21 protein-coding genes are annotated in these 24,351 nt (G+C 62.1%); 5 read left to right on the forward strand and 16 right to left on the reverse strand.

Translation table 11 applies throughout. The annotated features are described in order from the left end of the window. Positions 1–13: 13 nt before the first annotated feature. From mraY to GC425_RS06160, 9 genes are all read right to left on the reverse strand, one after another. On the reverse strand, positions 14–1,114 hold the full coding sequence (gene mraY, locus GC425_RS06120; protein ID WP_151844384.1) for a phospho-N-acetylmuramoyl-pentapeptide-transferase: 1,101 nt from the start codon (positions 1,112–1,114) through the stop codon (positions 14–16). Positions 1,115–1,131: 17 nt separating this feature from the next. Further along, complete coding sequence (gene murF / locus GC425_RS06125) at positions 1,132–2,631, reverse strand: UDP-N-acetylmuramoyl-tripeptide--D-alanyl-D-alanine ligase (RefSeq protein WP_151844385.1); 1,500 nt, start codon at positions 2,629–2,631, stop codon at positions 1,132–1,134. Continuing rightward, positions 2,628–4,220, reverse strand: a complete 1,593-nt coding sequence (locus tag GC425_RS06130; RefSeq protein WP_151843078.1) for a UDP-N-acetylmuramoyl-L-alanyl-D-glutamate--2,6-diaminopimelate ligase — start codon at positions 4,218–4,220, stop codon at positions 2,628–2,630. The genes murF and GC425_RS06130 overlap by 4 nt, the downstream gene beginning before the upstream one ends. A gap of 81 nt (positions 4,221–4,301) precedes the next feature. Continuing rightward, positions 4,302–6,056: a penicillin-binding protein 2 gene (locus tag GC425_RS06135; RefSeq protein WP_151844555.1), complete on the reverse strand. Its 1,755-nt coding sequence runs from the start codon at positions 6,054–6,056 to the stop codon at positions 4,302–4,304. A 245-nt stretch (positions 6,057–6,301) separates the two neighbouring features. Further along, positions 6,302–7,189, reverse strand: coding sequence for a hypothetical protein (locus GC425_RS06140; RefSeq protein ID WP_192930402.1), 888 nt, complete (start codon positions 7,187–7,189; stop codon positions 6,302–6,304). Between the two features lie 33 nt (positions 7,190–7,222). Next, positions 7,223–8,275 carry a 16S rRNA (cytosine(1402)-N(4))-methyltransferase RsmH gene (gene rsmH / locus GC425_RS06145; RefSeq protein WP_151844386.1) on the reverse strand — a complete coding sequence of 351 codons (1,053 nt, stop codon included), beginning with the start codon at positions 8,273–8,275 and terminating at the stop codon, positions 7,223–7,225. 206 nt (positions 8,276–8,481) lie between these two features. Continuing rightward, positions 8,482–8,913 carry a division/cell wall cluster transcriptional repressor MraZ gene (gene mraZ, locus GC425_RS06150; RefSeq protein WP_151843076.1) on the reverse strand — a complete coding sequence of 144 codons (432 nt, stop codon included), beginning with the start codon at positions 8,911–8,913 and terminating at the stop codon, positions 8,482–8,484. 385 nt (positions 8,914–9,298) lie between these two features. Then, a complete protein-coding gene (locus GC425_RS06155; RefSeq protein ID WP_151844387.1) occupies positions 9,299–9,691 on the reverse strand; it encodes a DUF3040 domain-containing protein in 393 nt (130 codons plus the stop codon). Between the two features lie 172 nt (positions 9,692–9,863). Then, complete coding sequence (locus tag GC425_RS06160) at positions 9,864–10,268, reverse strand: SAV_6107 family HEPN domain-containing protein (protein ID WP_151844388.1); 405 nt, start codon at positions 10,266–10,268, stop codon at positions 9,864–9,866. A gap of 229 nt (positions 10,269–10,497) precedes the next feature. On the opposite strand from GC425_RS06160, the gene GC425_RS06165 reads away from it, so the two are divergent. Then, positions 10,498–11,118, forward strand: coding sequence for an N-acetyltransferase (locus GC425_RS06165; protein ID WP_151844389.1), 621 nt, complete (start codon positions 10,498–10,500; stop codon positions 11,116–11,118). Here GC425_RS06165 and GC425_RS06170 read toward each other — a convergent pair. Beyond that, complete coding sequence (locus GC425_RS06170) at positions 11,100–12,068, reverse strand: methylenetetrahydrofolate reductase (RefSeq protein ID WP_151844390.1); 969 nt, start codon at positions 12,066–12,068, stop codon at positions 11,100–11,102. The genes GC425_RS06165 and GC425_RS06170 overlap by 19 nt on opposite strands. 108 nt (positions 12,069–12,176) lie before the next feature. Here GC425_RS06170 and GC425_RS06175 point away from each other — a divergent pair, with 108 nt between their 5' ends. The 3 genes from GC425_RS06175 to GC425_RS06185 all read left to right on the forward strand — a co-directional run bounded on the left by GC425_RS06175 (position 12,177) and on the right by GC425_RS06185 (position 16,705). Beyond that, positions 12,177–13,331 carry a polyprenyl synthetase family protein gene (locus tag GC425_RS06175; RefSeq protein ID WP_151843071.1) on the forward strand — a complete coding sequence of 385 codons (1,155 nt, stop codon included), beginning with the start codon at positions 12,177–12,179 and terminating at the stop codon, positions 13,329–13,331. 72 nt (positions 13,332–13,403) lie between these two features. Further along, the gene (gene crtI / locus GC425_RS06180) at positions 13,404–15,086 is read left to right on the forward strand and encodes a phytoene desaturase family protein (protein ID WP_151844391.1); all 1,683 of its coding nucleotides are present in this window, start codon (positions 13,404–13,406) and stop codon (positions 15,084–15,086) included. Then, entirely contained in the window at positions 15,083–16,705 is a 1,623-nt protein-coding gene (locus GC425_RS06185) for an alpha-(1->6)-mannopyranosyltransferase A (protein ID WP_151843069.1), read from the forward strand. Before crtI ends, GC425_RS06185 begins: the two co-directional genes overlap by 4 nt. On the opposite strand, the gene GC425_RS06190 is transcribed toward GC425_RS06185, so the two are convergent. Continuing rightward, positions 16,608–16,976, reverse strand: coding sequence for an Rv2175c family DNA-binding protein (locus GC425_RS06190; protein WP_225723604.1), 369 nt, complete (start codon positions 16,974–16,976; stop codon positions 16,608–16,610). The genes GC425_RS06185 and GC425_RS06190 overlap by 98 nt on opposite strands. Before the next feature lie 188 nt (positions 16,977–17,164). Here GC425_RS06190 and GC425_RS06195 point away from each other — a divergent pair, with 188 nt between their 5' ends. Beyond that, a complete protein-coding gene (locus GC425_RS06195; protein ID WP_151844392.1) occupies positions 17,165–19,285 on the forward strand; it encodes a Stk1 family PASTA domain-containing Ser/Thr kinase in 2,121 nt (706 codons plus the stop codon). A 35-nt stretch (positions 19,286–19,320) separates the two neighbouring features. Here the strand turns inward: GC425_RS06195 and GC425_RS06200 are convergent, their stop codons facing one another. From GC425_RS06200 to GC425_RS06220, 5 genes are all read right to left on the reverse strand, one after another. Further along, on the reverse strand, positions 19,321–20,709 hold the full coding sequence (locus GC425_RS06200) for a class II 3-deoxy-7-phosphoheptulonate synthase (RefSeq protein WP_151843067.1): 1,389 nt from the start codon (positions 20,707–20,709) through the stop codon (positions 19,321–19,323). A 90-nt stretch (positions 20,710–20,799) separates the two neighbouring features. Then, a complete protein-coding gene (locus GC425_RS06205; RefSeq protein ID WP_151844393.1) occupies positions 20,800–21,321 on the reverse strand; it encodes a polyadenylate-specific 3'-exoribonuclease AS in 522 nt (173 codons plus the stop codon). Positions 21,322–21,326: 5 nt separating this feature from the next. After that, positions 21,327–22,055, reverse strand: coding sequence for a 1-acyl-sn-glycerol-3-phosphate acyltransferase (locus tag GC425_RS06210; protein WP_151844394.1), 729 nt, complete (start codon positions 22,053–22,055; stop codon positions 21,327–21,329). Positions 22,056–22,064: 9 nt separating this feature from the next. Next, the gene (locus tag GC425_RS06215; protein ID WP_231699747.1) at positions 22,065–23,066 is read right to left on the reverse strand and encodes an ROK family protein; all 1,002 of its coding nucleotides are present in this window, start codon (positions 23,064–23,066) and stop codon (positions 22,065–22,067) included. Positions 23,067–23,132: 66 nt separating this feature from the next. Further along, positions 23,133–24,350, reverse strand: a complete 1,218-nt coding sequence (locus tag GC425_RS06220; protein WP_151844395.1) for a glycosyltransferase family 4 protein — start codon at positions 24,348–24,350, stop codon at positions 23,133–23,135. Position 24,351: the final 1 nt, after the last annotated feature.

Genomic DNA, 24,351 nt, shown 5'->3' on the forward strand with positions numbered 1-24,351 from the left:
CAAGGTGGAGGAATTAAAAGTGGACAGAGGACAGCCACTCGCTATAGAACAGGGCAAAACCGGACATGGCGGCCAAACCAGCAACCAACCAGAAACGAATAACTACGGTAGTTTCCGCCCAGCCGCCATTTTCGAAGTGGTGGTGAAGTGGCGCCATGCGGAATACTCGCTTTCCGGTGGATTTAAAGGACACAACCTGAATCACCACAGAGGCGGCCTCGGCCACGAAAATCACACCGACGATAATCATCAGCAATTCCGTCTGGGAGGTAATGGACAATCCTGCCACTAAACCACCCAGGGCCAGGGATCCGGTATCACCCATGAAAATCTTCGCGGGAGCGGCATTCCACCACAAGAAGCCCAAACATGCGCCCAGGCCAGCCGACGCGAGGATGGCCAAATCGAGCGGATCGCGCACCGAATAGCATCCAGCCGTCGCACCATTGGAGCAGGAGTTCCGGAACTGCCAGAACGTGATCAGCACGTACGTTCCCATGACCATCGCGGTCACGCCACCGGCCAGGCCGTCCAAGCCATCGGTAAGGTTCACGCCATTGGACCAAGCGGAAATCACAATGTAGATGAAGATCAGGAACAAAATCGTTCCGATAACAGCCCCGCCTACCGCGATATCAAATACCTTGATGTCGCGCAGGAAAGACAAGTGCGTGGACCCAGGGGTAATGCCGCGCGCATTGGGGAACTGCAGAATCAGGAAACCAAACACAACGGCAATCACCAATTGGCAGACCAGTTTTGCCTTGGCATTCAGCCCAAGGTTTCGACCCATCACCAACTTGATGTAGTCATCGGCAAAGCCCACGGCACCCAGCGCTAAGGTCAGCCCCAGAACCAGCCAGCCCGATACTCCGGGGCCCGAGCCCACGGACACGTAGCCATACACCACGGCCATTAGATAACCGATGGTGATACCCGCCAAAATGGCAATACCACCCATGGTGGGCGTGCCACGCTTCTTAAAGTGAGACTTCGGCCCTTCTTCACGAATCTCTTGACCGAGCCCCTCGGCGGAGAACTTCTTAATCAGAAAAGGTGTGAAGAACACGGTCACCAGGAACGCAATAGCTCCCGAGATAAAAATCTGCATCATTGTTCTTACACGTCCTTTTACTTATCTTTTCCAGGGTCCACAATGGTTTCGCCCATCAGCAAACCATCCGCGACTTCCCACAGGGCATCGGAGTAACTAGCCTTCACCAACACCACGTCGTCTTCCTGCACTTCCAGGTCCACATAGTTGATCGCCGCGTCAGTGCTTTCAACGGTCGTGGTCTTCACACCAGCGGCATCGGCGGCCTCGGCCAGAGCCAGTTGATTAACTCCCGTGCCCACCACAACCAGGTTCTGGATTCCGAACTCGGCCACCGCACGGCCCAGGGCTTCGTGCTCTTCCGTGGCTTCATCGCCCAGCTCACCCATCTGGCCCAGCACGGCCCAGCTATGGCCGTTGTCACGGTGGGACGTGGTGAATGCCAAGGCATGCAGCCCAGCGCGCATCGATTCCGGGTTGGCGTTGTAGGAGTCATTAATCACGGTCACGCGGTCGCGTGCGCGCGTCTTCACATCCATCCGACGCTCGCTCGTGGCCGTATGCCCGGACACCGCGCGCGCCACATCCTCGGCGGACAACCCGGCTTCCATGCCCACGGCAATCGCGGCCAGGGCGTTGGAGACCTGGTGTTCTCCGTGCACGGACAGCGTAATGTCCACAACCCCGTCCGGGTGGTGGAGGCTAAAGGACGGGCGAGTCATGTCATCCAGGACCACGTTCGCGGCGTAGTAGGTGGCGTCGGTACGTCCCTCGGCGGAAAACGTCACCACGCGAGCCGTGGTGCGCTCCTGCATAGCCAGCACCTTCGGATCATCCGCATTGAGGATCGCCACACCGGTTTCCGGCAGAGCTTCCACCAATTCGCCCTTGGCCTGCGCGATCGCCTCGCGCGAGCCGAACTCACCCAGGTGCGCGGTGCCCACATTCAGCACCACGCCGATATTGGGCGGGGTGACCTGCGTCAGATGCTTGATGTGCCCCACCCCGCGGGCGCTCATCTCCAGCACCAAAAAGCGCGTGGACTCCGTGGCCCGCAGCGCGGTGTAGGGCAAGCCGATCTCATTGTTGAAGCTGCCCGGAGGGGCCACAATGTCGCCGGCCAGCTCCAGAACCGACCCCAGAAAATCCTTCGTGGAGGTCTTGCCCGCAGAGCCGGTAACCGCCACCACGGACATGCCCTTGTCCTTCAAGTGGTCCGTGTTGTAGCGCGCCAGAGCGTCGATTGCCGCAATGACGGCGGCGCCGTGGCCTTCCGAGTCATACTCAAACGCCGAGGCGTTCGATGCCTCGTCACTCAAGGCGACGGGCTCGGCCACCAACGCGGGCGCATCCACGGTGCGACCCACCAGCGCCAGAGCCGCACCGGACTCCAGAGCCTTCGGCACAAAGTCGTGGCCGTCCACGCTGGCGCCCGGCAGCGCCATGAAGATGCTTCCCTGGGACACCTTGCGCGAATCGAATTCGACAGGCCCCTGAACGGGCTGCTGTAGATCCACGCCACCGATGGGTGACGCGCCGGTGATGTCGGCGATCTCGCCGATCGTGAGCTCAATCATTTCGCGTTGTGTCCCTTAATATCTTGTCGTTGTTCCAGCGCCGCGGTGAGTTCGGCCACGTCATTAAATTCATAAACGACGCCGGCGATCTCCTGACCAGTCTCATGCCCCTTACCGGCAATGACAACGGCATCACCCGGCTGAGCCCAGGCGACCGCCTCCCGTATGGCCTCCCTACGGTCGGCGATGTTCCGCACGGTCACCTCCCGGCCACTGGCGGCCACGGCATCGCGCGCGCCCTCCTCCACTGCGGCGCGAATCATCGCAGGATCCTCGTCGCGTGGGTTGTCATCGGTGACGAAGACAGCGTGGGCGATGCGCGCAGCTTCGTAGCCCATCTTTGGCCGCTTGTCGTGATCCCTATTGCCGCCGGCGCCGAGCACCACACCGATGCGTCCGTGTGACTGGGGTAGATAATCCGCCAAGGTGTTCACCACGGCAGCAACTGCACCGGGCTTGTGGGCGTAATCCACCATCGCCAGGAAGTCCTGACCGGCATCCACGGCCTGCATCCTGCCGGGAACCTGCACGGTCTTCAGCGCCTGTGCCGCGGTGGCGGGCGCCAGGCCCGCCGCCGTGGCACACGCAATAGCCAGCACGCTATTGGCAACATTGAAGTTCCCGGCTAGGCTGATGCTGTAGTCCAGGACCTCTCCCCCGACATCCACGCTCACGTCCTGGCGTCCCGTCAGGGCGACCGACACCGAACGCAGCGACCAGCTGTCACCACCGCTGTAGAAATCGGCGGCGGAGCGAGCTGCCTCGCCCTCAGCCGCAGTGGAAATCAGGGTCACATCACACCCAGCTTGGGCGGCGACCCCCGCCATCTGCTCCCCCCAGGAATCGTCCACACAGATCACGGCGCGGGGCGTCGTCCCATCTTGAACGCGGGTAAACAGCAACGTCTTCGCACGGAAGTATGCGTCCATTGTGGGATGGAAATCCAGGTGATCCTGGCTCAAGTTCGTAAAAGCGGCGACGTCGAAACCGATGCCCTTCACGCGACCCAACTCCAGGGCGTGGGAGGACACCTCCATCACCACGTGGGTCACCCCCTCGTCGCGCATCCGGGCGAGCAGCGCCTGCATCGTCGGCGCCTCCGGGGTGGTGAGCTTCGTGGGCACGGGGTTGCCGTTGATCCGGGTACCCGTGGTGCCGATCAGGCCCACGTGGAACTCGGTCATCAGGGCGCGCTCGATCAAGTAACTGGTGGTGGTCTTACCCGAGGTGCCCGTGATGCCGATGATCGTCAGCTCACGGGATGGGTGATCGTAGATCTCCGCGGCCACATCCCCCATGCAACTGCGCACATCCTCGACAATCACGCGCGGTAGATCAGGGGCCTGCTCGTCCAGAATGGACTGCCCCGCGGCGTCCGTCACCACTGCGGCGGCAGAGCTGGACGCGGCATAGGTCGCGCCATGCACGCGCGTCCCCGGAACGGCGAAAAACAATCCACCAGGCTGAACATCGGACGAGCCGATGGCGGCGGAGGTCACCGTCACGTCGGCATGCTCTGGTGCCACGTGTCCGCCGGTGAGGCTCGCGATGTCCGCCAAGCTGGTTGGGGTTCCTTGAGGGATGGCCATGGGAACTCCTCCTTATACCTTCAGTGTTGGTCGATTGTCTGCGTGGTTGCCTGTGCTCATTATCCTAATCTGCCGCCCCTACTATGGTGTCTCCAGCAACAGCTGCGGGCCAGGATCTGCAGACAGTGGCACGTTGTAGTAGTTCAGCAGCCACGTTCCCAGCACATGGAACAGCGGGGCCGCGGATCCGCCGGCGCCGCCATCGGTTCCTCGCTGCGGATTATCCAGGGAAATACCGATCACGAATCGCGGATCATCGGCCGGGGCAATACCTGCGAAATTGATCCAATACTTAGACATCGAATACGCGCCCGTCTCCGGATCAATTTGCTGCGCCGTACCGGTCTTTCCGGAGACTTGGTAGCCCTCAATCTGAGCGGGAGCACCGCTACCCTGTTGTACGCCCGCCGGGTCGGACTGGGTGATGGCGCGGAACATATCCACCACGGTCTTGGCCGTCTTTTCGGACACCACCCGGGTCTTCTTCGACTCATCCACCGGCACGTCCGAACCGTCCGCGGAATTGATCTTCTCAATCAGGGTCGGCTCCACGCGCACACCACCATTGGCCATGGCCTGGTAAATGGAGGTCATCTGCACCAGGTTCATGGACATGCCCTGGCCGATCGGCAGGTTGGCGAAGGTTCCGCCGGACCATTGGGACAGCTCCGGCATATAGCCTGAGGTCTCATAGGGAAGACCCAGATCCACGGCCTGTCCGATGCCGAATTTCCGGAAGTAGTCGTACATCTTTTCCTCACCCACGCGATCGGCCAGCATCAACGTACCCACATTGGAGGACTTACCGAACACACCCGTGGTGGTGAAGCCGGTGGTGCCGTGCTCCCACGCGTCTTTGACCGTCACGCCGGCCATGTCGATGGAGCCCGGAACCTGCAGCACCTCATCCGGGGTGGTCTTGCCCTCTTCCAAGGAGGCGGCGGCCGTCATGATCTTCGCCACCGAACCCGGCTCGAAGGAATCCGCGGTGGTGCGGTCACCAAAGACCTTGCCCTTATCCAGCTGTTTTTTGATGTCGCCATTTGGGTCAACGGAATCCGAGGATCCCATGGCGATAATCTCGCCAGTCTTCACATCCATCACCACTGCAGAGGCGGACTTGGCGCCCGACTTCTCCCGCGCGGTTTGCAGCTGCTGCTGCACATAGGTCTGGACGTTCATGTCCAACGTCAGTTGGTACTGGTCCCCATCCACGGCGGGCTGCTGATCGCGGGTGGATCCAGGAATCAAGTATCCATCACCGGCAACATCCACGGTGCGGGAGCCGTTAATACCCTGCAGTCGGGAATCCTGCGACAATTCCAAACCAAATTGGCCCTGATTATCCGTAGAAATCTTGCCAATCACGTTCGCCCCCACCGCACCATTGGGGTACTGGCGCAAATCCTGACGCTCGGAGGTAATCTCCGGGAACTCTTCCGCGACCTTTTGAGCCACATCCGGATCGACGTTACGCACCAGAACCTCGTAGGTGTTGTCGGAGGTCAGCTTCTTCAGCAAGTCCTCTTCCTTGATGTCGTCACCTTCGTCGTGAATCATCTTCGGCAGAGTCTTGGCGATATCTTTGATGCGCTGCTGCGGCTCTGGAACGTCATCCGGGTACAGCCGGTGGCGTTCCGCGATGTACTCCTCCAGCCGCGTGGGGTTCACCGACAGGGAGCGCGCCTCCATCGTGTAGGCCATGACCTGACCATTGCGGTCGATGATCTTCCCGCGGTGCGCAGGGTCAGTGATGATGGCAGTGCGCTGGGATTGCGCCTGGATCGACAGTTGAGGCCCCTGGATCAGCTGCACCCACATGAGGCGCAGGATCATCGCGACGAGCAGAATCAGGATCACACCGATGACGAACTGAACGCGTTGGTTGAAGCGGGCTCCGGACGTGTCCAGAATATTCCACGAGTTGCCTTCAACGGCGCGGGGATGCGTCCTTCGGCGATCGCCTGACTCAGAGCTCAACGCTTCCAGCCTCCTTTTTCACGTTCGTATTGTCCCCTGTTTTAACGCAGGACACCGGGTCATTTGCACCCGGCGTGTCCTATTTCTGCTCGTGGTGGCCTTTACGCTGGTGGCGCGGCGGGAGCAGGTGGGGCTGGGTGACCCGCAGCTGGCGCAGGAGCAGCTGGGGCGGGTGCGGCAGGAGCTGGAGCCGGTGCAGGTGGTGCAGGGTTGGCTGCCTCTGGGCCGCGCGGTGCCGTGCGGTTGTCGTAGGGCAGTCCGCCCGTGTTGGAGGCGATGTGAGCGCCCACGCCGGCAACCACAGCTTCCTGCGGAGCCAGTCCCTCCACGTTCGCCGTCTTATCGGGGTTGGAGGTGGCGCCGCGAGGACGTGCGTCGCTGTTGACGTCCGTAATCTCCTTATCCTTTCCGACGCCGGGCTCGCGTACCGTCGCAGCCTCTGCACCCTGGGCGTCGATCACACCGGCTTGGTCGGGTGCGACCATTCCCAGCTTCGCTGCTTCCTTCGCGATCGTGGCGCCGGACTTGGCCACTTCTGCGTCGCGCTCCAGGCTTTCAATTTCGTTGGCCAGTGTGGTCGAGTGCTTCTGAGCGGCGGACAACTGGAAGGACTGGGCTGTCGCCAAACCGGAAATCCACATCACCACACCGATGCCAAGCACGAACGCCAGCACAGGAAGCGCCACGAGCTTCACCAGACGCGAGTTGTCCTTCACCGCCGTGACACGCCGGCCACGGACGGATACCTGCTGGCGGGAGCCCAGACGGCTAGAGCGGCTGCGCGTGGGGCGCCTCAGCGCTTCGGCGTTCCTCGAGGTGCCGGTGCGCCTAGGGGAATCGATACGAGTGTCCGCATGCGTTGTGTGAGTCCGTACGCTCCGGGCAGAAGGACGGTCGTAGGCGGCGCGGTCAACAGAGCGGCGCAGCGGTCGGCCGGTGGTCTCTGCAGCGCCCCTGCGGGTTGCTTCTGGGGTCACAGTTGCTGCCATAGTGTAGTCCTCACGGTGTGTTGTTGTAGTGGTTTACGTGTGTGCGTTGCCGTCGTCGATAGGGAATGTTGTGTGCCCTCCGTCGCTGATGCGCCTTACAGCGCGCACGCGTACCGGGGCGGCACGAGAGTTTCGGTCGATTTCCTCCTCGGAGGCCTTTTCGGCCCCTCGGGTGAGGAACTCGAACGGCGCCTCAGTTCCCGGAAGTTCCATGGGAAGGCCTTGGGGAGATCGCGAGGTACTCAGGTCCTTAAGTCCCTTTTTGACTAGCTTGTCCTCGAGCGATTGGTAGCTCATGAACACGCCCACGCCGCCGGTGTGCAACCACCCGGTGGCGTTGGGGATGGCGTGTTCAATGGCGTCCAGCTCCGCGTTCACTTCGATGCGCAATGCCTGGAATGTCCGCTTGGCGGGGTGTCCCCCGCTGCGTCGGGATGCGGCGGGAATGGTGGCATAGAGCAGCTCGACGAGCCGGCCCGAATGGGTGAAGGGTTCCTTCTCCCGTTCGCGCAAGACCGCAGAGGCGATCTTCCCGGCGAACCTCTCATCACCGTAGGTTTTGAGGATGCGAGCCAGATCGCCGTGGGAGTAGGTGTTCAGAATCTCCGCTGCGGTCAGGCTGATCTGCGGGTCCATGCGCATGTCCAGCGGGGAATCCACGCTGTAGGAAAACCCACGGGGAGCCTGGTCCAACTGCATGGAGGACACTCCGAGGTCGTAGAGGAAGCCGGAGACTCCGGTGTGTAGTACCTGCTCACTCAGTTGCCCCGCGTCCACGAGTCCATGCAGCGCTTCGCTGACGTTGTCGAAACGTGTGTGGTAGCTGCAGAACCTGTCGCCAAAAGGCTCGAGACGTTCGCTCGCTTCCGCCAGGGCGTGTGGATCTCGGTCCAAGCCCACCACGATCGCGTCAGGAAACGCTGTCAGGAATGCTTCAGAGTGACCGCCGGATCCGAGGGTTCCGTCGATAATGACGGGGGATTCTGGAGCAGTCGCTGCGCGCAGGCCGTGGCCCACCAGCTCGACCATGCGATCGCGCATCACGGGAACATGCCCGTGGTGCGGGTCTTGGCGCTGTGGGGCCATGGCGTTGCCCTCCTTTCTGCACTGGTCTCCGATGGGCGGGATAAGCGGAGGCGTGTACTACGAGTGAGTTACTTTTCTGTAAGCGAGAGTGCTCAGAGTGTGGACAGGGCCTCACCAGCCTGGGTGTGGGCTTGATATTGGGGAAGAAAACCAAGCGTCACGTCGTCCATGCGGGTGAGGGCCTGAGCACACTCTTCGAGCTGCATTTAGAGGAACTCGGCAAAGGATTCGTCATCTCCTGCGGAGAAATCCTCTTCATGAGCCTCGCTGTACTCAGCCCACGCGTTGCTATCCCAGATTTCAACGAAGTCCACGTTGCCGATGACCACGCAGTCCTTTTCCAGCCCGGCGTATGCCCGGTGAGGAATGGAGACTGAGATCCTCCCCTGAGAGTCCAAGGTCTGCTCATCGGCACTCGCTGCCAAGTTGCGCACGAAGGCTCGGGCACGGGGGTTGGTGCGGGAGGCCGCCGAGGCCTTTTTCGCACGGCGGAGGAATTGCTCCCTGGGGTACACAGCCAGTGAACGGTCTTGCCCCTTCACCACCATGAGCCCATCGGAGAGTTCTTCGCGGAACTTCGCCGGAAGCGTCAGCCTGCCTTTGTCATCCAACTTGGGCGTGAAAGTACCGAAGAACACGTGGGGTTCTCCTTTCCTCACCCGGGCGACGATAAGCACACCAACAACTAATGCATCTCGCTCTATGAAGTTTTCACTGCGTTGCCACCATCCGCAGCAACGTGCCCCACTTTACCCCACCTAGTCGACCTAAAGCCACCATACAGCGGCGTTTCTCAAGGTTTTTCCGGAAGGGCTCGCAAGCTAAAAACGTTCATGAGCTGCCTCAAGAGTACATGATTGAGTTCGTGGGGGAAAGTGGGGAATTTTTCCTAGCCTGTGGGGCCACTGTCAGGATCGCAGACTCCACCAGCACGGAGCGCAGCAAAAAACCTCCCGGTATAGACCGGGAGGTTTTCTGTGGATACCGTTCTAGAGTTCGGCTCTAACTTTCTAGAGTTCGGCCCTACCTATCGAAGCGGCGGCGGAAGCTATCTTCCATCTTGTCTCCGAAACCACCTTTCTTGCCTGAGGCGGAGAGGTTCAGCTTTGCTTGTGGTGCGGAGGCCTTCTTCTGAGACGAGGTCGATGGGCGTCCGAATGCCAGCAGCCCTCCTGCGAACATAATCAGGAAGCCAAGAATGCTGATGGAGACGAACCAGAGAGAGTTCTGTGCCAAGGCAATGCCGCCGATCAGGCCGAGCAGCCCCAGCATCATAAGGGCGATGGATTGAATACTGAAGTTAAAGCTGGACTCGTTGTGAGCTTTGGTCGCCTGTCGAGCAAGCCGCGGATCTTCAGCAATGAGCGCTTTCTCGATCTCCGCGAGCATGCGCTGTTCTTGCTCAGAAAGAGCCATCGCCTACCTCCTTTGATATCGTTTCGCCTACCGCAGTGCCGATCATGTGCACCGTCGGTGTGTATGGCAGCAGCCTCTGCATTATCTAACGGTGAGGCCACTTATTTTGTTCCCCGCTGCGGGGGTAACTGCGCAGGAACCGCACTAACGCCCAGCCTACAGCACCGCGCACTTATGCGACGTTCGGCAAGTACTTCACGTTCCCCCTGGCCACATCCACAAACGCACACACCCGAACATAGATGGAGTGGGCCACCTCTGGGGAAATACCTTTTTCTAGCCCCATGTCCGCGCGCGAGGATAAGCGGGCCAGTGTGCGAAACTCCTCTACCCACGGCTGCATTTCCGGATCTAGTTTGGACAACTTATCCCATGCGCTCCCCTGAGGGATTCGTTGTCGATCCTGCGCCGCCCACTGGATCAAGGCACCGGCGGCGCGCAGCGCCGCGCGATAGGAGTAGACCACCGACTGATCACAACGCAGCTCGGCACGCGCCAACTCCAGCTGACGTTCTGCATCCTCCACAAATGCTCGAGCTGAAGCCATGCGTGCCCGCGCACTCATCCGAGTAGCCATTGTGATCACTCCTTACCTTTCGCTGTACACCATGCGCTCTGTACTTTTTCGCAACTCGCTCCGGTCAGCCTTACTGAATGTTCTGCCGTTCAGAAGCGTTACCCATACGCTAGAGCTCAGCCCCTACACTCCTCCTCACTTAATCCACATAAATAGAACACTTGTTCGATAGTTTATATTTCAGCAATCCTTGGTGGCACATCACAGAGATTTGGCACTATAGACAACTATGACCCCACCCGATCTGGACGCCTCCGTCACCGTCTCCATCGTCACGGCTGACGCACGCCACTTCATCCATCGCATTGATGAATTGATCGACATCCATCTCCAGGCCATGCGCTACCCCTCCAGCGCACACCTGTCTCGCAGAAACCTGTGGATCGCCAATGCCCACCGCGAAGACTTCACCTGCAGCATGGCGCTCATCCACCACAGCACCTCCGCACCCGACATCACCGATCCGCGGCAACGCGTCGCCGGAGTGGCCTACTGCTTTAAGGGAACTCCCGATTCGTGGTGGTACCAGCAGGTCGCACGCGGCTTATCAATCCACGGCCACTCCCCCGAAGCCGTAGCGAAGGAGCTCAGCGACTACGCCGAGCTGTCCGAAATCCACGTGCGCCCCACCGCACAACACCGAGGTATCGGCGAAGCTCTCCTCCACGACGTCCTAACCCGAACTCCCCAGGACACCGTCATGCTCTCCACCCCGGAAGTACCCCGAGAGGATAACGCCGCCTGGAAGCTCTACCGCAAACTAGGTTTCCAGGACGTCCTCAGGGATTTCTATTTCCCTTCGGACCCTCGCCCATTCGGCATTCTTCGGCGCTACCGCACCGCGTCGTGACCGAGATCCGGCCCCCACGCCGGTGCCATGCCCAGGTTGTGCAGCACGTCCTGGGTGGCGTGAACATTATTCATCGTCATGAAGTGGAGATCCGGCGCACCTTCACTGATCAAACGTTCGGCCATCGCCGTAGTGATCTCGATACCCACCTCGCGCACCGCCGCAGCATTGCCCACTTCATCGCCCGCCGCAGCCTTCATCAGCCTCTCCTCCAGCGGCTTCGGCAGCGAGCACCCAGCAAGCTCCATTTGCCGACGCACACCACGGATAGACGTAATAGGCATGAGCCCCGGGATGATCGGTTTGGTTCCAAACTCCGGATCTGCCGCAGCCAGGCGATCCCTCAGGCGCAGGTAGTCATCAACATCAAAGAACATCTGGGTGATGGAATACTCCGCTCCCGCGCGCAGCTTCTCCAGCGTGTATTTCGTGTCATGCTCCAGGTCAATCGCACGGTAGTGCCCCTGGGGGAAGCTGGCGATGCCGATGTCGAAATGCTGCGTAGCCTCAGTCTGTTTCACCAGCTCGATGAGCTCGACTGCGTGCGTGAATCCGCCTTCCGTCGGAATCCAATCGGCATTCGGATCCCCCGGCGGGTCACCACGCAATGCCAGCAGATTCGACAGGCCTTCCTTGGCGAACGTTTCAATTAGCTCCACGAGCTCGTCACGGCGGTGCCCCACCAACGTCATATGCATGAGGGTCGTCAGTGGCTTGGCCGCCAACTGCGATGCCACGCGCAGGGTGCGCTCCTGGGTAGATCCTCCAGCTCCGTAGGTGATGGAACAAAAGCTCACACCCAAATCGTGGAAGGCTTCCGCGCAATTCCACAAACGCTCTTCCGCCGCGTCATCTCGGGGCGGCATGAACTCCACGGAAAAGGGAATACGGCCCGGCACCTGGGACGATATGGCTTGAGAGACTGCTACTTGTCTACTTACTGGAGGCATACCCACAGATCTTAGCTGAACAGAGCTGTCTAGTGGCGTTAGGCTGGCACCACACCATGTCGTGAGGGGTTCTACAGTTGTCACCCAAGACCACTAGAATCACTAAGCATGAGCACTCTTGGAGAGAACTGGACACTTCAATCACCACTGCAGGACGTTCCGCAGGCAGTGAATACGCGCCTCCATCAGTACTTTGTCGATTCTCACGAAGAGTTTTCCTACATCAACCCCCTGGTCTCCCAGGCCATCACTGTACTCAGCGATTTCGTCACCTCTGGGGGTAAGCGCGTCCGCCCCACCTTCGCTTGGGCGGGCGTCAAAGCGGGTCTAGAAGCCGGCGGTCACACCCCGTCCGCCTCTCCAGGAGCCCCATCCACCGCAGACAACACGCTCACCGCAGACAGTGCTTTGACCGCAATTTCCTCTCTGGAGTTCATCCAGGCCTGCGCCCTGATTCACGATGACATCATCGATAAATCTGATACCCGGCGCGGCCACCCCACCGCCCACCGCACTTTCGAGCGTCAGCATTCCAGCGACGGCTGGCTGGGCGACTCTGCACATTACGGCATCAGCCAAGCCATCCTTATCGGCGATCTGGCCCTGGCCTGGGCTGATGACATGTTCACGACCTCCGGCATCGGCGCAGAGGCCCTGCGCCGTTCCCTCGGCCCATGGCGTGCCATGCGCACCGAGGTGATCTCGGGCCAAATGCTCGACATCGCGCTCGAGGCCAACGGCAGCGAGTTCGTGGAGGATTCCATGGACGTCATCACGTATAAGACCGCGTCCTATACCGTGGCGCGTCCACTGCACATCGGGGCGTCGATCGCCGGCGCCCCGGACGAGCTCATCACCCGGCTCCGCCGGATCGGCCACGACATCGGCGTGGCCTTCCAGCTCCGCGATGACCAGCTGGGTGTGTTCGGGGACCCCGATGTCACCGGCAAGCCCTCCGGCGACGACCTACGCTCCGGCAAGCGCACCACCCTCATCAACTTCGCGCTCGAGCAGGCAACGCCAGAGCAAGAACGCACCTTGCGCGCTCACCTCGGAACGATTCCTGCGGGCGACGCCGGCGAGGACAGCGTCAATGCCCTGCGCCAGATCATCCATGACACGGGCGCTGCCTCCCGAGTGGAAAGCCTCATCGACCAGCATTCCTCCCGAGCCATCGAGCTGATCAACACCGCCAGCCTGTCCGATGAGCTCACCCAGGAACTGTCGCGTTTTGCCCGAACACTCACCCATCGAACGTTCTAAACCTACTAGCTCTGCTAGCCCTTCACCCCCTTCTAGCCGTGAAGCACTGACACACCAAGGACCGCGCCCGCCATGCCTAAGTCTTCCCCCGTTTCCGATCGCCGGCACCTGAAGCTCCCTCGCCCGTTGATCCCGATGACCCGCGCAACCACCCGTAAACGTATTAACGACGCCAACAGTGTGCTCATCATCGGCGCCGGCCTTTCGGGACTTTCCGCTGGTCTCAGGCTTCGGGCCGCGGGAAAGGACGTCACCATCGTGGAGGCAGCTTCCGGTGTGGGAGGTCGATGCCGAACCGAACACCTCACTTCCGCCCATGGAGACTTCTATGCTGATACCGGCGCGACCGTTCTCACCATGCCTCAGCTGGAGGAATCGGCCATCGCGTCCGCCGGTATCAACCCTCGCGACCTGGTGCTGGATAACGGCACCCGATGGGGGCACACTCGCCTGGCGCCCGCGTACCGGGGAGAGTTCGCCTCGGGCCGCCACATCACCCTCTTTTCCGACCCGGACAGCATGCACAAGGAGCTGCGGCGCTTCGCCACCGACAAGTTCCAGTGCCGTGAGACTGCCCCGGACGTCACACGTCTGATCGACGGCTATGACACGCACCGCGCCTGGGCCGAGTCCATGTTCACCCTGGCCTACGAGCATTTTCTTGCCTCGGACTTCGATAGCCTCCTGGATGTAGTCGCCACGCCGGCGTCTGCCTCCTCGATGCTGCGGCTGCTCTCCGCCGGCGCGTTCGGCCGGCTGGGCCACGCGTGCGCGCAGCAACTCCAGGACCCCGAGCTGGAACGAATGTTTACCTTCCAGGCTCTCTATGTGGGCACCGCCCCCAGCAAGGCCTTGGCCGTGTACTCCGTCATCTCGCACATGGACACGTCCATGGGCGTGTATTACCCGTCCTTCTCCATTGGAGATACCGCCGAGTTCCTCGCCAAGGCATTCACCACGGCTGGGGGAACGTTGCGTCTCAACTCTCCTGTCGCACGGCTTCACACAGATAGTGTGAGCGTAACGAACGTGGAGTTGGCGTCGGGGGAAAAAATTGCAACGGACGCCGTGATTTCCACGGTCGATCTCCCCATCACGGCGGGGTGGCTGGGGCGCCAGGATGCGCTGAAGAAGATCACGTACTCGCCGTCGGCGGTGGTTATTCAGGCGACGATCCCCACGGAGGTCAGCGAGCAGTGGGCGTCCCAGCAGCACCACACGATCAGTTTCGGTGAGCAGTGGGATCAGACATTTGAGGAGCTGACCGCGAAGAATGGGGCGGGAAAGATCATGTCCGATCCCTCCTTGCTGATCACGCGTCCGGCCTGCACGGTGCCTGAGCGCGTGGAGACGAACAACGGTGTGCGCTATGAGCCGATCAGCATTCTGGCGCCGGCGCCCAATCTGCAGTCCGCCTCCATCGACTGGGATGTGCTGCAGCAGCACTATGTGCGCGAGATTCTGGACGTGCTGGAGCAGCGCGGCTACCACGGCATTGCAGACAACATCGCCATCGCCCGCGTGGACACCCCCACCAGCTACGCCCGGGAGCACCAGTACGGTGCGGGCACGCCGTTTGCCGCGGCGCATACCCTGCTCCAAACTGGCCCGTTTAGGTCCAAGAACTACCCCGCGTTTGGCTACAACAACCTGGTGGTCGCCGGGTCCAGCACCACCCCGGGCGTGGGCGTGCCAACGGCGATTATCTCGGGCGCGCTGGCAGCACGCCGCATCACAGGAGGTGGAGTGCGATGAGCACAAGCACGTCCACAAGCACATCCTTCACCCGTGCGCTGCTGGACCACTGGGCGCACAGATTCCGTGCGATCAGTTACGACTCAGCCATCACCATCGGGCTGGTCGGCAGCATCATCATCGCGCTGTGCTCGCATGCGGTCGGCGCCCCGCGCATCCGCGGTGGCATCATGCACCTGCTGGGGCTCACGTCCTTCACCAGCGGCCACATGCAGGGCATTTTAACGGTGGTGTTCTGGATCGCCATCGCCCTACTGATCGTCAGCTGGATCAGCGTGGGCGGCCACATGTGGCGCGACGGCGCTCCCCTTCGACGCCGCGCGGTGGCCAGCTGGGTGATCCCGTTCCTCTTCGCCGGCCCCATGATGTCCCGCGATGTGTACTCTTACCTGATGCAGGGGACGCTGGCCCGCGATGGGATCGACGCCTACACGCACGGCGCAGCCGCCAACCCCGGCCCGATGCTGTTCGAGGTCAGCGCGGACTGGCGCAATACCACCACGCCGTACGGGCCCCTGCACCTGTGGATTGGTGAGCTCATCACCCGTGTGACGGGCGATAACATCACCGCGGGAGTCCTGGCGTTCAAGCTGCTGTCCCTGGCCAGCGTGGCGGTGATGGTGTGGGCGGTGGCTCGGCTGGCTGAGCACATGGGCGCCCGCGCTGACCTTGCAGTGTGGATTGGTGTGCTCAATCCGCTGTGCCTGATCCATCTTCTGGGCGGCATGCACAACGAAAATCTGATGATGGCGCTGGTACTCACCGGCTACGTGGTGGCGCTGACCTGGAAACCCGTGCCGGGGCTGGTGGCGGGTGCCGCGCTGATTGCGGTGGGAACGGCGTTGAAGGCGACCGCGATCATTGCCCTGCCGTTCCTGGTGTGGATCACGGTCGCGCGCATCGCCGGGTCCCTCCCCGCGCCCGGCGCGCTGCGTCAGCGTGCAGTGGTGGACACGGGCCGACGCCTACTCACCCTTGTATGGACTGGCGTGCTCGCCGTGGTGGTCACCGTTGCCGTGATGGCTGCCATCACGGCGGCCTCCGGTCAATCCTGGGGCTGGGTCACGCAGGTCACGGGCAATACCAAGGTCATTAACCCGTTGGCGCTTCCAAGCTTCCTCGCGTCCACTGCGCAGGTACTCTTGTCTCCGTTTGAGACGGGGCTGACGTTCAACGTGATCGTGGATGCGTTGCGCCCCATCTCCACCGCCATCATGCTGGTGGGGCTGGTGGTCGTGTGGTGGTTGTTCCGCCACGATCCCCTGCGGGCGATTCAGGGTGTCACGCTGGCGTACATGGTCACGTGCGTGTTCAACACCGTGACCTTGCCGTGGTACTACGCTGCGGCCCTGGCCTTCGTGGGCCTATGGGTGCGTGAGGCACGGGGCCTGTACGTGGTTGCCGTGTTCGTGATGTGGCTGAGCATGATGTTCGACGGCGGCGGCAACAACCGCCTGTATACCCTGTGGTGGGTGCTGCTCATGCTCGTGGTGATGGGGTGGCTGGCCGCTGCGGCGTTTGTTACAAAGCCATGGCCTGAGCGCGGCGCATCACTTCGCGGGCAAGGTGGCCGTGCAGGGCGTCCACTGGGCGACCGGGAAGCGAGTCGTCGTCGGTAAAGAGGTAATCCAGAATTTCCTGATTGTTGTAGCCACCATCGGAAAGCAAGGCGATGGCACCGGGTACAAACTTGTTGACCTCCCCGGACTCATTGAAAAAGGCCTCAGGAATGTAGCGGACATCCTGGATGCGCACAGCAATCAGTTGCTTGTTGCGCAGCATGTCGAACAGGCGGGTGACGACGATCCCGGCCTTCTCCGCGGCGTCCGGCAACGCCAGCAGACGCGTTCCTTCAGGGATGCCGCCCACTGCCGCGGTGGAGACCACCACGTTCGAGCCTTCGACCGGTGCGACGGACGCCCGAGGAGCCTCAGCTGCCGAGCTAGCGGTTGGGTTTGAGTCAGTTTCATTGTTCACGGCTGTCACATTAGTGCATGTATCCTTGATATTCATCACCCCTGTCCCCAGGAATGTCCCCAGAAAGCGCACAAAGCTAGAAAGGATCGGCGACTCACCTCGTGTCTACCCTGTACCCCGGCGATCTCTTGGACGGCCGTTACCGTATTGCCACAGCTATCGCACAAGGCGGCATGTCCACCGTGTATGCGGCTATCGATACACGCCTAGACCGCGAGGTTGCCGTCAAGGTCATGGACAGTGCGCTGGCTCATGACAACACCTTCCGGACCCGCTTCGAACGCGAAGCACGCGCCGTGGCGCGCTTGTCCCACCCGTCCTTGGTGAATGTGTTCGACCAAGGCGTGGACACCACGCTCATCGAGGAGCGTCGCGGAGCGCATTCCGCGGAGAACTCTGATGGCTCTGCGGAGGAATTGGTGTTCCTGGTCATGGAGCTGGTCCAAGGCGGATCGCTGCGCGAGCTGCTCCGGGAGCGCGGCCCCATGCCACCGCACGCGGTAGTGGCTGTGATGAAACCGGTCCTCACGGCACTCGCGGTGGCCCATTCCACGGGAATGATCCACCGCGACCTCAAGCCGGACAACGTCCTCATCGGCGAGGATCACGATGTGAAGCTCGCCGACTTCGGGCTGGTCCGTGCCATTGGCACGTCCACGGACACGTCCCACGGGCAGGTCATCGGAACGGCCGCGTACCTCTCCCCTGAGCAGGTACAGGGCAAGCACCTCACGCAGGCCTCCGACGTCTACTCGGCCGGCGTGTTGATGTTCGAGCTCATGACGGGCACAACCCCCTTTAATGGCACCAACCCTATTGATACCGCCACGGCGCGTCTCCACAACGACGTCCCGCTGCCCTCCACCCTGGCAGAAGGAATTCCGCAGGAATTCGACGACATTGTTGCCACGGCCTGCCACCAGGATCCAGAGCAGCGCTATGTGGATGGCCAGGAGTTCTTAGAGGATCTCCTGGAGGTTGCAGAAGAACTAGAGATCCCACCGTTTAAGGTTCCCGTGCCGCGGCATTCCAGGGTGGCCGAAGCGCTCTCCCGCGCGGATTTCGGTGAACGCAAGTCCTGGGATGACGCGTCCATGGCCACACGCACGTTGACCATCCCTTCCGAGGATCAGGAGCCGGACTCAGACGACGACCAGGATCCGCCCGCCGGAGACCCCTACGAACGCTACGAAACGCGCCAATGGGTCGCACCCACGCCTCAGCAGGACACAGCCGCGGCTCCCGCGGCCTCCCCTGCCCCACTGGCGCAGCCGCACCAGCCTGTGCCCGCGCAGACCCCGGTGCCTCCGTCGCCACGGCCTGCCAATGCACCCGCCTCGCGCCCGCTCACGAATCGCTCGACCGCCCGCACGGTCGTGTGGCTGCTCGTGGTCATCGCGCTGGTGGTCAGCATGGCCCTCGGCGCCTGGTGGCTCACCAGCGGACGCTACGGCGAAGTGCCCTCGGTTCTGGGGATGGACCGGGTGGCCGCCACCTCTTCCCTGGAGCAAGAGGGCTTCCACACCACCGTCACCGAACAGTATTCGGATGATGTCCCCCTCGGCGCCGTCATCAAAACCGAGCCGCCGTTTGGCCATCGCGTCCTTCAGGGCAGCGATGTGGTGATGCTGGTGTCTCTCGGCCAGCCCATTGTGCCGGAGCTGAACGAAGACGAGACTGCGGCGTCGTATATCTCACGGCTCAACCGGCTCACCCTCAACGGGGCCACGGGCGACGATGAATACTCGGATTCGGTCCCGTCGGGCAGCATCGTCCGCGTGGAACCCTCCCCCGGCACGGCGGTGAAAACTCAGTCCTCCGTGACGGTGCATGTCAGCAAGGGTCCGCAGCCCATCGAGGTTCCTGATGTGGCAGGCGAATCGGAATCCTCCGCATCCGCCGCGATCCAGGACGCCGGACTAAAGGTGGACAAGGTGAAGGAAGAAGAAGGTGGCTCGGTGGAACCCGGTCACGTGATCCGCACCGACCCACCAGCAGGAACCCGGCTGAGCAAGGGTGACAAGGTCACCGTCTACGTATCCGGCGAAGCCACCGTCCCCTTCGTGCTGGGCATGACCGGTGAGTACGCCAAGAAGAAGCTCAAGGAACAGGGCTTCAAGGTAGACATCGACGGCAAGAAGAGCGGCATTGTCTACTCGCAGTCCCCTGGTCCGATGTCGAAGACGTCCAAGGGGGCTACGGTCACGATCAAGACGCTGTAGCCAGCGGCCGGCTTCCGCTCGCCGGTCAACTATCGCTAGCCGCGCAGCATCTCCGCCACGAGGAACGCCAGCTCCAGCGACTGCTGGGTGTTGAGTCGAGGATCCACCGTGGTGGCGTAGCGGGACGCAAGGTCGGAATCGGTGATGGACTGGCCGCCGCCCACAACCTCGGTCACGTCCTCGCCGGTCAACTCCACGTGGATTCCACCAGGGTGGGAACCGATGGCGCGGTGAACCTCGAAGAATCCCTGAACCTCGTCGATGATCTTGTCGAAGTCGCGGGTCTTGTAACCGGAGTTCGCGGTGTAGGTGTTGCCGTGCATCGGGTCGCACTGCCAGATCACCTTGTGGCCGGTTGCCTCCACAGCCTCCACGATCGCGGGAAGCACGCTGCGGATCTTGTCGTGACCCATGCGGGTAATGAGGGTCAGTCGACCAGGATCGTTGTTCGGATCCAGCTTGTGCACGTATGCCACGGCCTCTTCCGGCGTGGTGGTTGGGCCAATCTTCACACCCACCGGGTTACCGATGAGGGAGGCAAACTGGATGTGTGCGTCTTCTAATCCACGGGTGCGCTCACCGATCCACACCTGGTGTGCGGACAGGTTGTACAGCGCGTCTTCGCCGTGCTCGTCGTGGCCGAGGCGCAGCATAGAGCGCTCGTAATCCAGCACCAGCGCCTCGTGGGAGGCGAAGATCTCCGCCGTGCGCAGGATGGAGTCGGACACACCACAGGCGGTCATGAACTCCAGTCCGCGGTCGATCTCCTGGGCCAGCGCCTCGTAGCGTGCTCCAGCTGGGGATTCCGCCACGAACTCGCGGTTCCACTCGTGCAGCTTGTACAGGTCAGCGGTACCGGAGGTGGTCAGCGCGCGCACCAGGTTCATGGCCGCCGACGCATTCGCGTAGGCGCGAACCATACGCGATGGGTCGTGCTTGCGGGCTTCCTCGGTGGCTTCCACGCCGTTGACCAGGTCACCGCGGTAGCTCAGCAGACCGGAGGAATCACGGTCCGCGGAGCGGGGCTTTGCGTACTGCCCCGCGATGCGTCCCATCTTCACCACGGGGGTGGAGGCGCCGTAGGTCAGCACCACAGCCATCTGCAGAAGGGTCTTCACATTGCCGCGGATGTGCGGCTCCGTGTTCGCTTCGAAGGTTTCAGCACAATCGCCACCTTGCAGGAGGAATGCCTTACCCAGTGCGACCTCGGCAAGCTGTTCCTTCAGGCGGCGGATTTCTGGTGCTACAACGATCGGCGGTACCGATTCCAGGATGCGGCGCACGCGCGATGCGTGGTCTTTATCCCAACTGGGCTGCTGGAGGGCTTGACGAGACAAAGCGTCTGTCAGGCGCTCCGCAATAGAGTCCGGCAACGGTGGCAGATCAGGGAGTTCTTCTAGGGGTGCGTCAATAGTCCAAGCCATATGCCAAGCATACGGGACTGCCCCTACATATGCCGCGATAAGGTTGACGTAATCTCACCGTCCGTCGCCGCCGTCGCCTGCTTCGCGTTCTTATCCTTTTTTACGACGCCAGCTTTCCATACACGCACGATATTTCACCACGTTGAAACGTGCGTCGGCCAGGGCGTCGTGCGCGTTCGTCGGGGGCTCTGGCAGCGTGGGCGACCCGGCCATTTCCCAGAGCTGTTTCAGCTCTCGGGTAAAGCGCGGGAGCTCCTGGGGCAGGCCTGTCATGTCACCCCAGAGTTGGGCAAGGGCCACGTGATCGTAGGCACCCACCCATGCCCACAACTCAGGCCGTTCGTTCGCGTGGAGGCGCCGGCCTTCGACATGGTGAGGCACCAGGAACTCAAACAGTTGTGCCTTCAAGGTTGTCCGGTCCATCCATGCGGGATTGCTGCGCGGCGGCAGTTGGGGCAGGACGTGCTTTTTCACCCAGGGGTTAGCACGTGTTTCATCGAATTCGGTGGAGATGGCGTAGAACTCGCGACCGTCCTCGCAGACCACGCCGATGGATACGAGGTCGATGATGGTGCCGTCTTCGATGAATTCAGTGTCGTAAAAGTATTTCATGATGCCTAACGCCGCGGTTCGGACCCTGCTGGGTAGCCGTGGCCGGCTTCCAGGCTCTTCTTCACGTCCGCCGCGTAGAAGTCCGCCACATACTCCTGGCCGGACAGTGCGGCGAGCTCCTCCATAATGCGGTCGGTCAGCGCTCGGGCCTGGGCGTACTCATCGCCCTGGTCGGCGAAGTCGGCAGGGTCGATGGGATCTCCCACGATCATCCCGCAACGCAATGGACGCGGAATCCAGCTGCCGATGGGGTTGACCTTGTGGGTGTTGATCATGGCCACGGGGTAGACCGGCACGCCAGTCTGCAGCGCGATGCGAGCCAGGCCCGTCTTTCCGCGGTACAGGCGACCATCCGGGGAGCGGGTGCCTTCGGGGTACATGCCCAGCGGGTCACCCTTCTTGAGGACCTCCAGGGCCGTAGCCATGGCGGCATCCTGGGAGTCCTTATCGGCGCGGTCAATGGGGACCTGCCCCACGGAGCTGAAGAACCACTTCTGGATACCTCCCACGAATCCAGGGGTGGTGAAGTATTCCTTCTTCGCCAGGAAGGTCAGCTGGCGGGGAGCCATCAGCGGCAGGTAAAAACTGTCCATCACCGCCAGGTGATTGGAGGCGAGGATCACTGGACCGTCCGAGGGGATCTTGTCCATTCCCCGGGCAAATGGCCTATTCCAGACATGCAGGAAAGGACCAATGAAAACATGCTTCAGCCACCAATACGTTCGATTCTGCATTGTTCTTTGTTATGTTCCCTCGTGACGCCGATGTGTACGCTCGCCAGCCTCCTGGCGGGCCAATAAAGCTACGCCTATCATACCCGCATCACCCCCCAGCTGTGCCGCTGCCACGCGCGATACGGGCCGGTAGCCCGAGCCCACAATGCTGCTCCCCAACTCCGCTGTCGCCGTGTCCATGAACAGGTCGGCCTCTGTGCTCAGTCCCCCACCGATCACGATCAGCTCGGGATCGAAGATGTCTTGCACCAGGCCCAAGCCCTGTCCCAGCCACGTGGCCACCTCGTCCACGGCCTCTTGCGCCAGGGCGTCGCCGTGCCGTGCGGCATCCACGATGACCCGCCCGGTGAGCTCCTCGGCCTTATTCGCATAGGCGTCCACCAGTCGGGACGCGGAGTAGCGCCGCGTGGCCATGAGGTCCTGCGCCGCCAGCGCCAGGGCCGACCCGGAGCAATAACGCTCCAGGCATCCGCGCTTGCCGCAGGGACATGCTCGCCCTTTTGGCATCACCGTCAAGTGGCCGAACTCTGGAGCCGTGCCAAACGCGCCCCGGTAGATCCGTCCGTTGATCATCACGGCACCGCCAATGCCCGTCCCGAGCGCGAACAGAACCCAATTATCCACCCCTTGTGCCGCACCGAAGGCGTGCTCCCCGATGGCGGCGGAGTTGGCGTCGTGCTCCAACACCACAGGAAGACCGAGACGGGCGCTGAGGCGCTGAACAATCTCCTGATGGCGCCACGGCAGGTGCGGCGCGAAACGCACGCGCGTGCGGGTTTCGTCGATGAAACCAGCGACAGCCAGGCCCACCGACACCACAGACGGGTGGCGCCCACGAAGCTCCGCGATCGCCAACTCGAGGGCCTCTTCCAGCGCGGACACGCTCGACGGCGTGGGCAGCTGCTCAGTATCGAGGATCGTCCCCTCGGCGTCTACCACAGCAGCGCGGAAGTTCGTTCCTCCGATATCCACGCCGATTGTCAGTTCGTCCGTCACATTACCCTCGATCACTACTCGCTTCTCCCCCGCGGCCTGCCCTGCGTTACAGGTCCGTCGGCGGGTAACCAAACGATCCTATCAGTCGCGTGTCACAGGTGCCGAACCGAGCGTGTCGCCCGCTGCATTCCAGCTGTGCCGCGGCGGAATGCCTCCGTCCCCGGCGATCACCGCGCGAAGTTGAGCCCCCAGCGCGTCCCACGTCCACGCGTGGTTCACCGCCGTCACGCCACGGTCAGCTAGTTGATGCCGCATCTCAGGGTTGTTCAGCAGGTCGGCCAGTGTGTCAGCCACGCGCTCAGGGTTGCGGCCATCCACAACCAGCCCGGTCGATCCATCAATCACAGTCTCCGGCGCTCCCCCGCCGTTGCCCGCCACCGTGGCCACCCCGCAGGCCTGAGCCTCCAGGAACACGATGCCGAGCCCCTCGACGCTCAGGCCCCCCAGCTGCGTGCGCACGGGCAGGGCAAAAACGTCCCCCGCGCCGTAGTACCCGGCCAATTCTGCGAAATCGACCGGGCCTGTCATCGTCACATGATCCTCGACGCCCAGCGTCACAGCCAGACGGCGCAGCGCCGAGCGATAGTCCCCCGGCCCCACCAGCAGCAGATGCGCGTTGGGCACGCGCTTCACAATGGTAGGCAGTGCCTTGATCAGCGTGTCCTGCCCTTTTCGAGGCACCAGCCTAGATACGGCCACGATCACCGAGGCATCTTCCAGCCCGTGGCGGCGGCGTAGCTGTGCCGACAGCTCCGGTTGCGGCCGGAACACCGTGGTGTCCACCCCGCCGGGCATGGGCTCCCAGCCCACGTCAGGCCCAAAGGCTCCGGCGAAGCGGTTCCGGGCATAGCGGGAGACATAAGTGAGCGTGTCCACGTGGCGCCCGATATAGCGCAAAACCTGCCGGGCGCCCGGCAGCATGGACCAGCCGACCTCGTGCCCGTGGGTGGAGGCGATGATGCGGCGAGCGCCTGCGCGCCGCGCCTGGGGCGCCAACACCGCCAGCGGAGCCGCCGCGCCGAACCACACGGTGTGAATGTCGTGTTCGCGGATGAGCTGCATCATCCGGCGGGCCACGGCGGGTGTTGGAAGCATCACTGTCCGTGGCCACCGCACCACGGTGTATGCGCGCTCGGCGTCGAATATCGTGGCGGCATCCCCGTCCTGCGTGGAGGCAAACACGACCACGCGGGAGGGATCCAACGTCGCCACATAGTCACGCAGGTAGCTCTGGATCCCGCCGACGGTCGGCGGGAAATCGTTGGTGACAACCAGGACGCGGGGATGGCTAGCGGGCATA

Source organism: Corynebacterium sp. zg254 (genome assembly GCF_024701495.1).
GTDB classification, from domain to species: domain Bacteria; phylum Actinomycetota; class Actinomycetes; order Mycobacteriales; family Mycobacteriaceae; genus Corynebacterium; species Corynebacterium zhongnanshanii.

Excerpts from the sequence above, each read along its gene's own strand:
- GC425_RS06170 (WP_151844390.1), bottom strand. The coding sequence starts at position 12,068 with ATGCCTCCAGTAAGTAGACAAGTAGCAGTCTCTCAAGCCATATCGTCC.
- GC425_RS06205 (WP_151844393.1), bottom strand. The coding sequence starts at position 21,321 with ATGAAATACTTTTACGACACTGAATTCATCGAAGACGGCACCATCATC.
- GC425_RS06165 (WP_151844389.1), top strand. The coding sequence starts at position 10,498 with ATGACCCCACCCGATCTGGACGCCTCCGTCACCGTCTCCATCGTCACG.
- GC425_RS06175 (WP_151843071.1), top strand. The coding sequence starts at position 12,177 with ATGAGCACTCTTGGAGAGAACTGGACACTTCAATCACCACTGCAGGAC.
- crtI (WP_151844391.1), top strand. The coding sequence starts at position 13,404 with ATGCCTAAGTCTTCCCCCGTTTCCGATCGCCGGCACCTGAAGCTCCCT.
- GC425_RS06200 (WP_151843067.1), bottom strand. The coding sequence starts at position 20,709 with ATGGCTTGGACTATTGACGCACCCCTAGAAGAACTCCCTGATCTGCCA.
- mraY (WP_151844384.1), bottom strand. The coding sequence starts at position 1,114 with ATGATGCAGATTTTTATCTCGGGAGCTATTGCGTTCCTGGTGACCGTG.
- murF (WP_151844385.1), bottom strand. The coding sequence starts at position 2,631 with ATGATTGAGCTCACGATCGGCGAGATCGCCGACATCACCGGCGCGTCA.
- GC425_RS06220 (WP_151844395.1), bottom strand. The coding sequence starts at position 24,350 with ATGCCCGCTAGCCATCCCCGCGTCCTGGTTGTCACCAACGATTTCCCG.
- GC425_RS06210 (WP_151844394.1), bottom strand. The coding sequence starts at position 22,055 with ATGCAGAATCGAACGTATTGGTGGCTGAAGCATGTTTTCATTGGTCCT.
- GC425_RS06135 (WP_151844555.1), bottom strand. The coding sequence starts at position 6,056 with ATGATCCTGCGCCTCATGTGGGTGCAGCTGATCCAGGGGCCTCAACTG.
- GC425_RS06130 (WP_151843078.1), bottom strand. The coding sequence starts at position 4,220 with ATGGCCATCCCTCAAGGAACCCCAACCAGCTTGGCGGACATCGCGAGC.
- GC425_RS06155 (WP_151844387.1), bottom strand. The coding sequence starts at position 9,691 with ATGGCTCTTTCTGAGCAAGAACAGCGCATGCTCGCGGAGATCGAGAAA.
- GC425_RS06160 (WP_151844388.1), bottom strand. The coding sequence starts at position 10,268 with ATGGCTACTCGGATGAGTGCGCGGGCACGCATGGCTTCAGCTCGAGCA.
- GC425_RS06140 (WP_192930402.1), bottom strand. The coding sequence starts at position 7,189 with ATGGCAGCAACTGTGACCCCAGAAGCAACCCGCAGGGGCGCTGCAGAG.
- GC425_RS06185 (WP_151843069.1), top strand. The coding sequence starts at position 15,083 with ATGAGCACAAGCACGTCCACAAGCACATCCTTCACCCGTGCGCTGCTG.
- rsmH (WP_151844386.1), bottom strand. The coding sequence starts at position 8,275 with ATGGCCCCACAGCGCCAAGACCCGCACCACGGGCATGTTCCCGTGATG.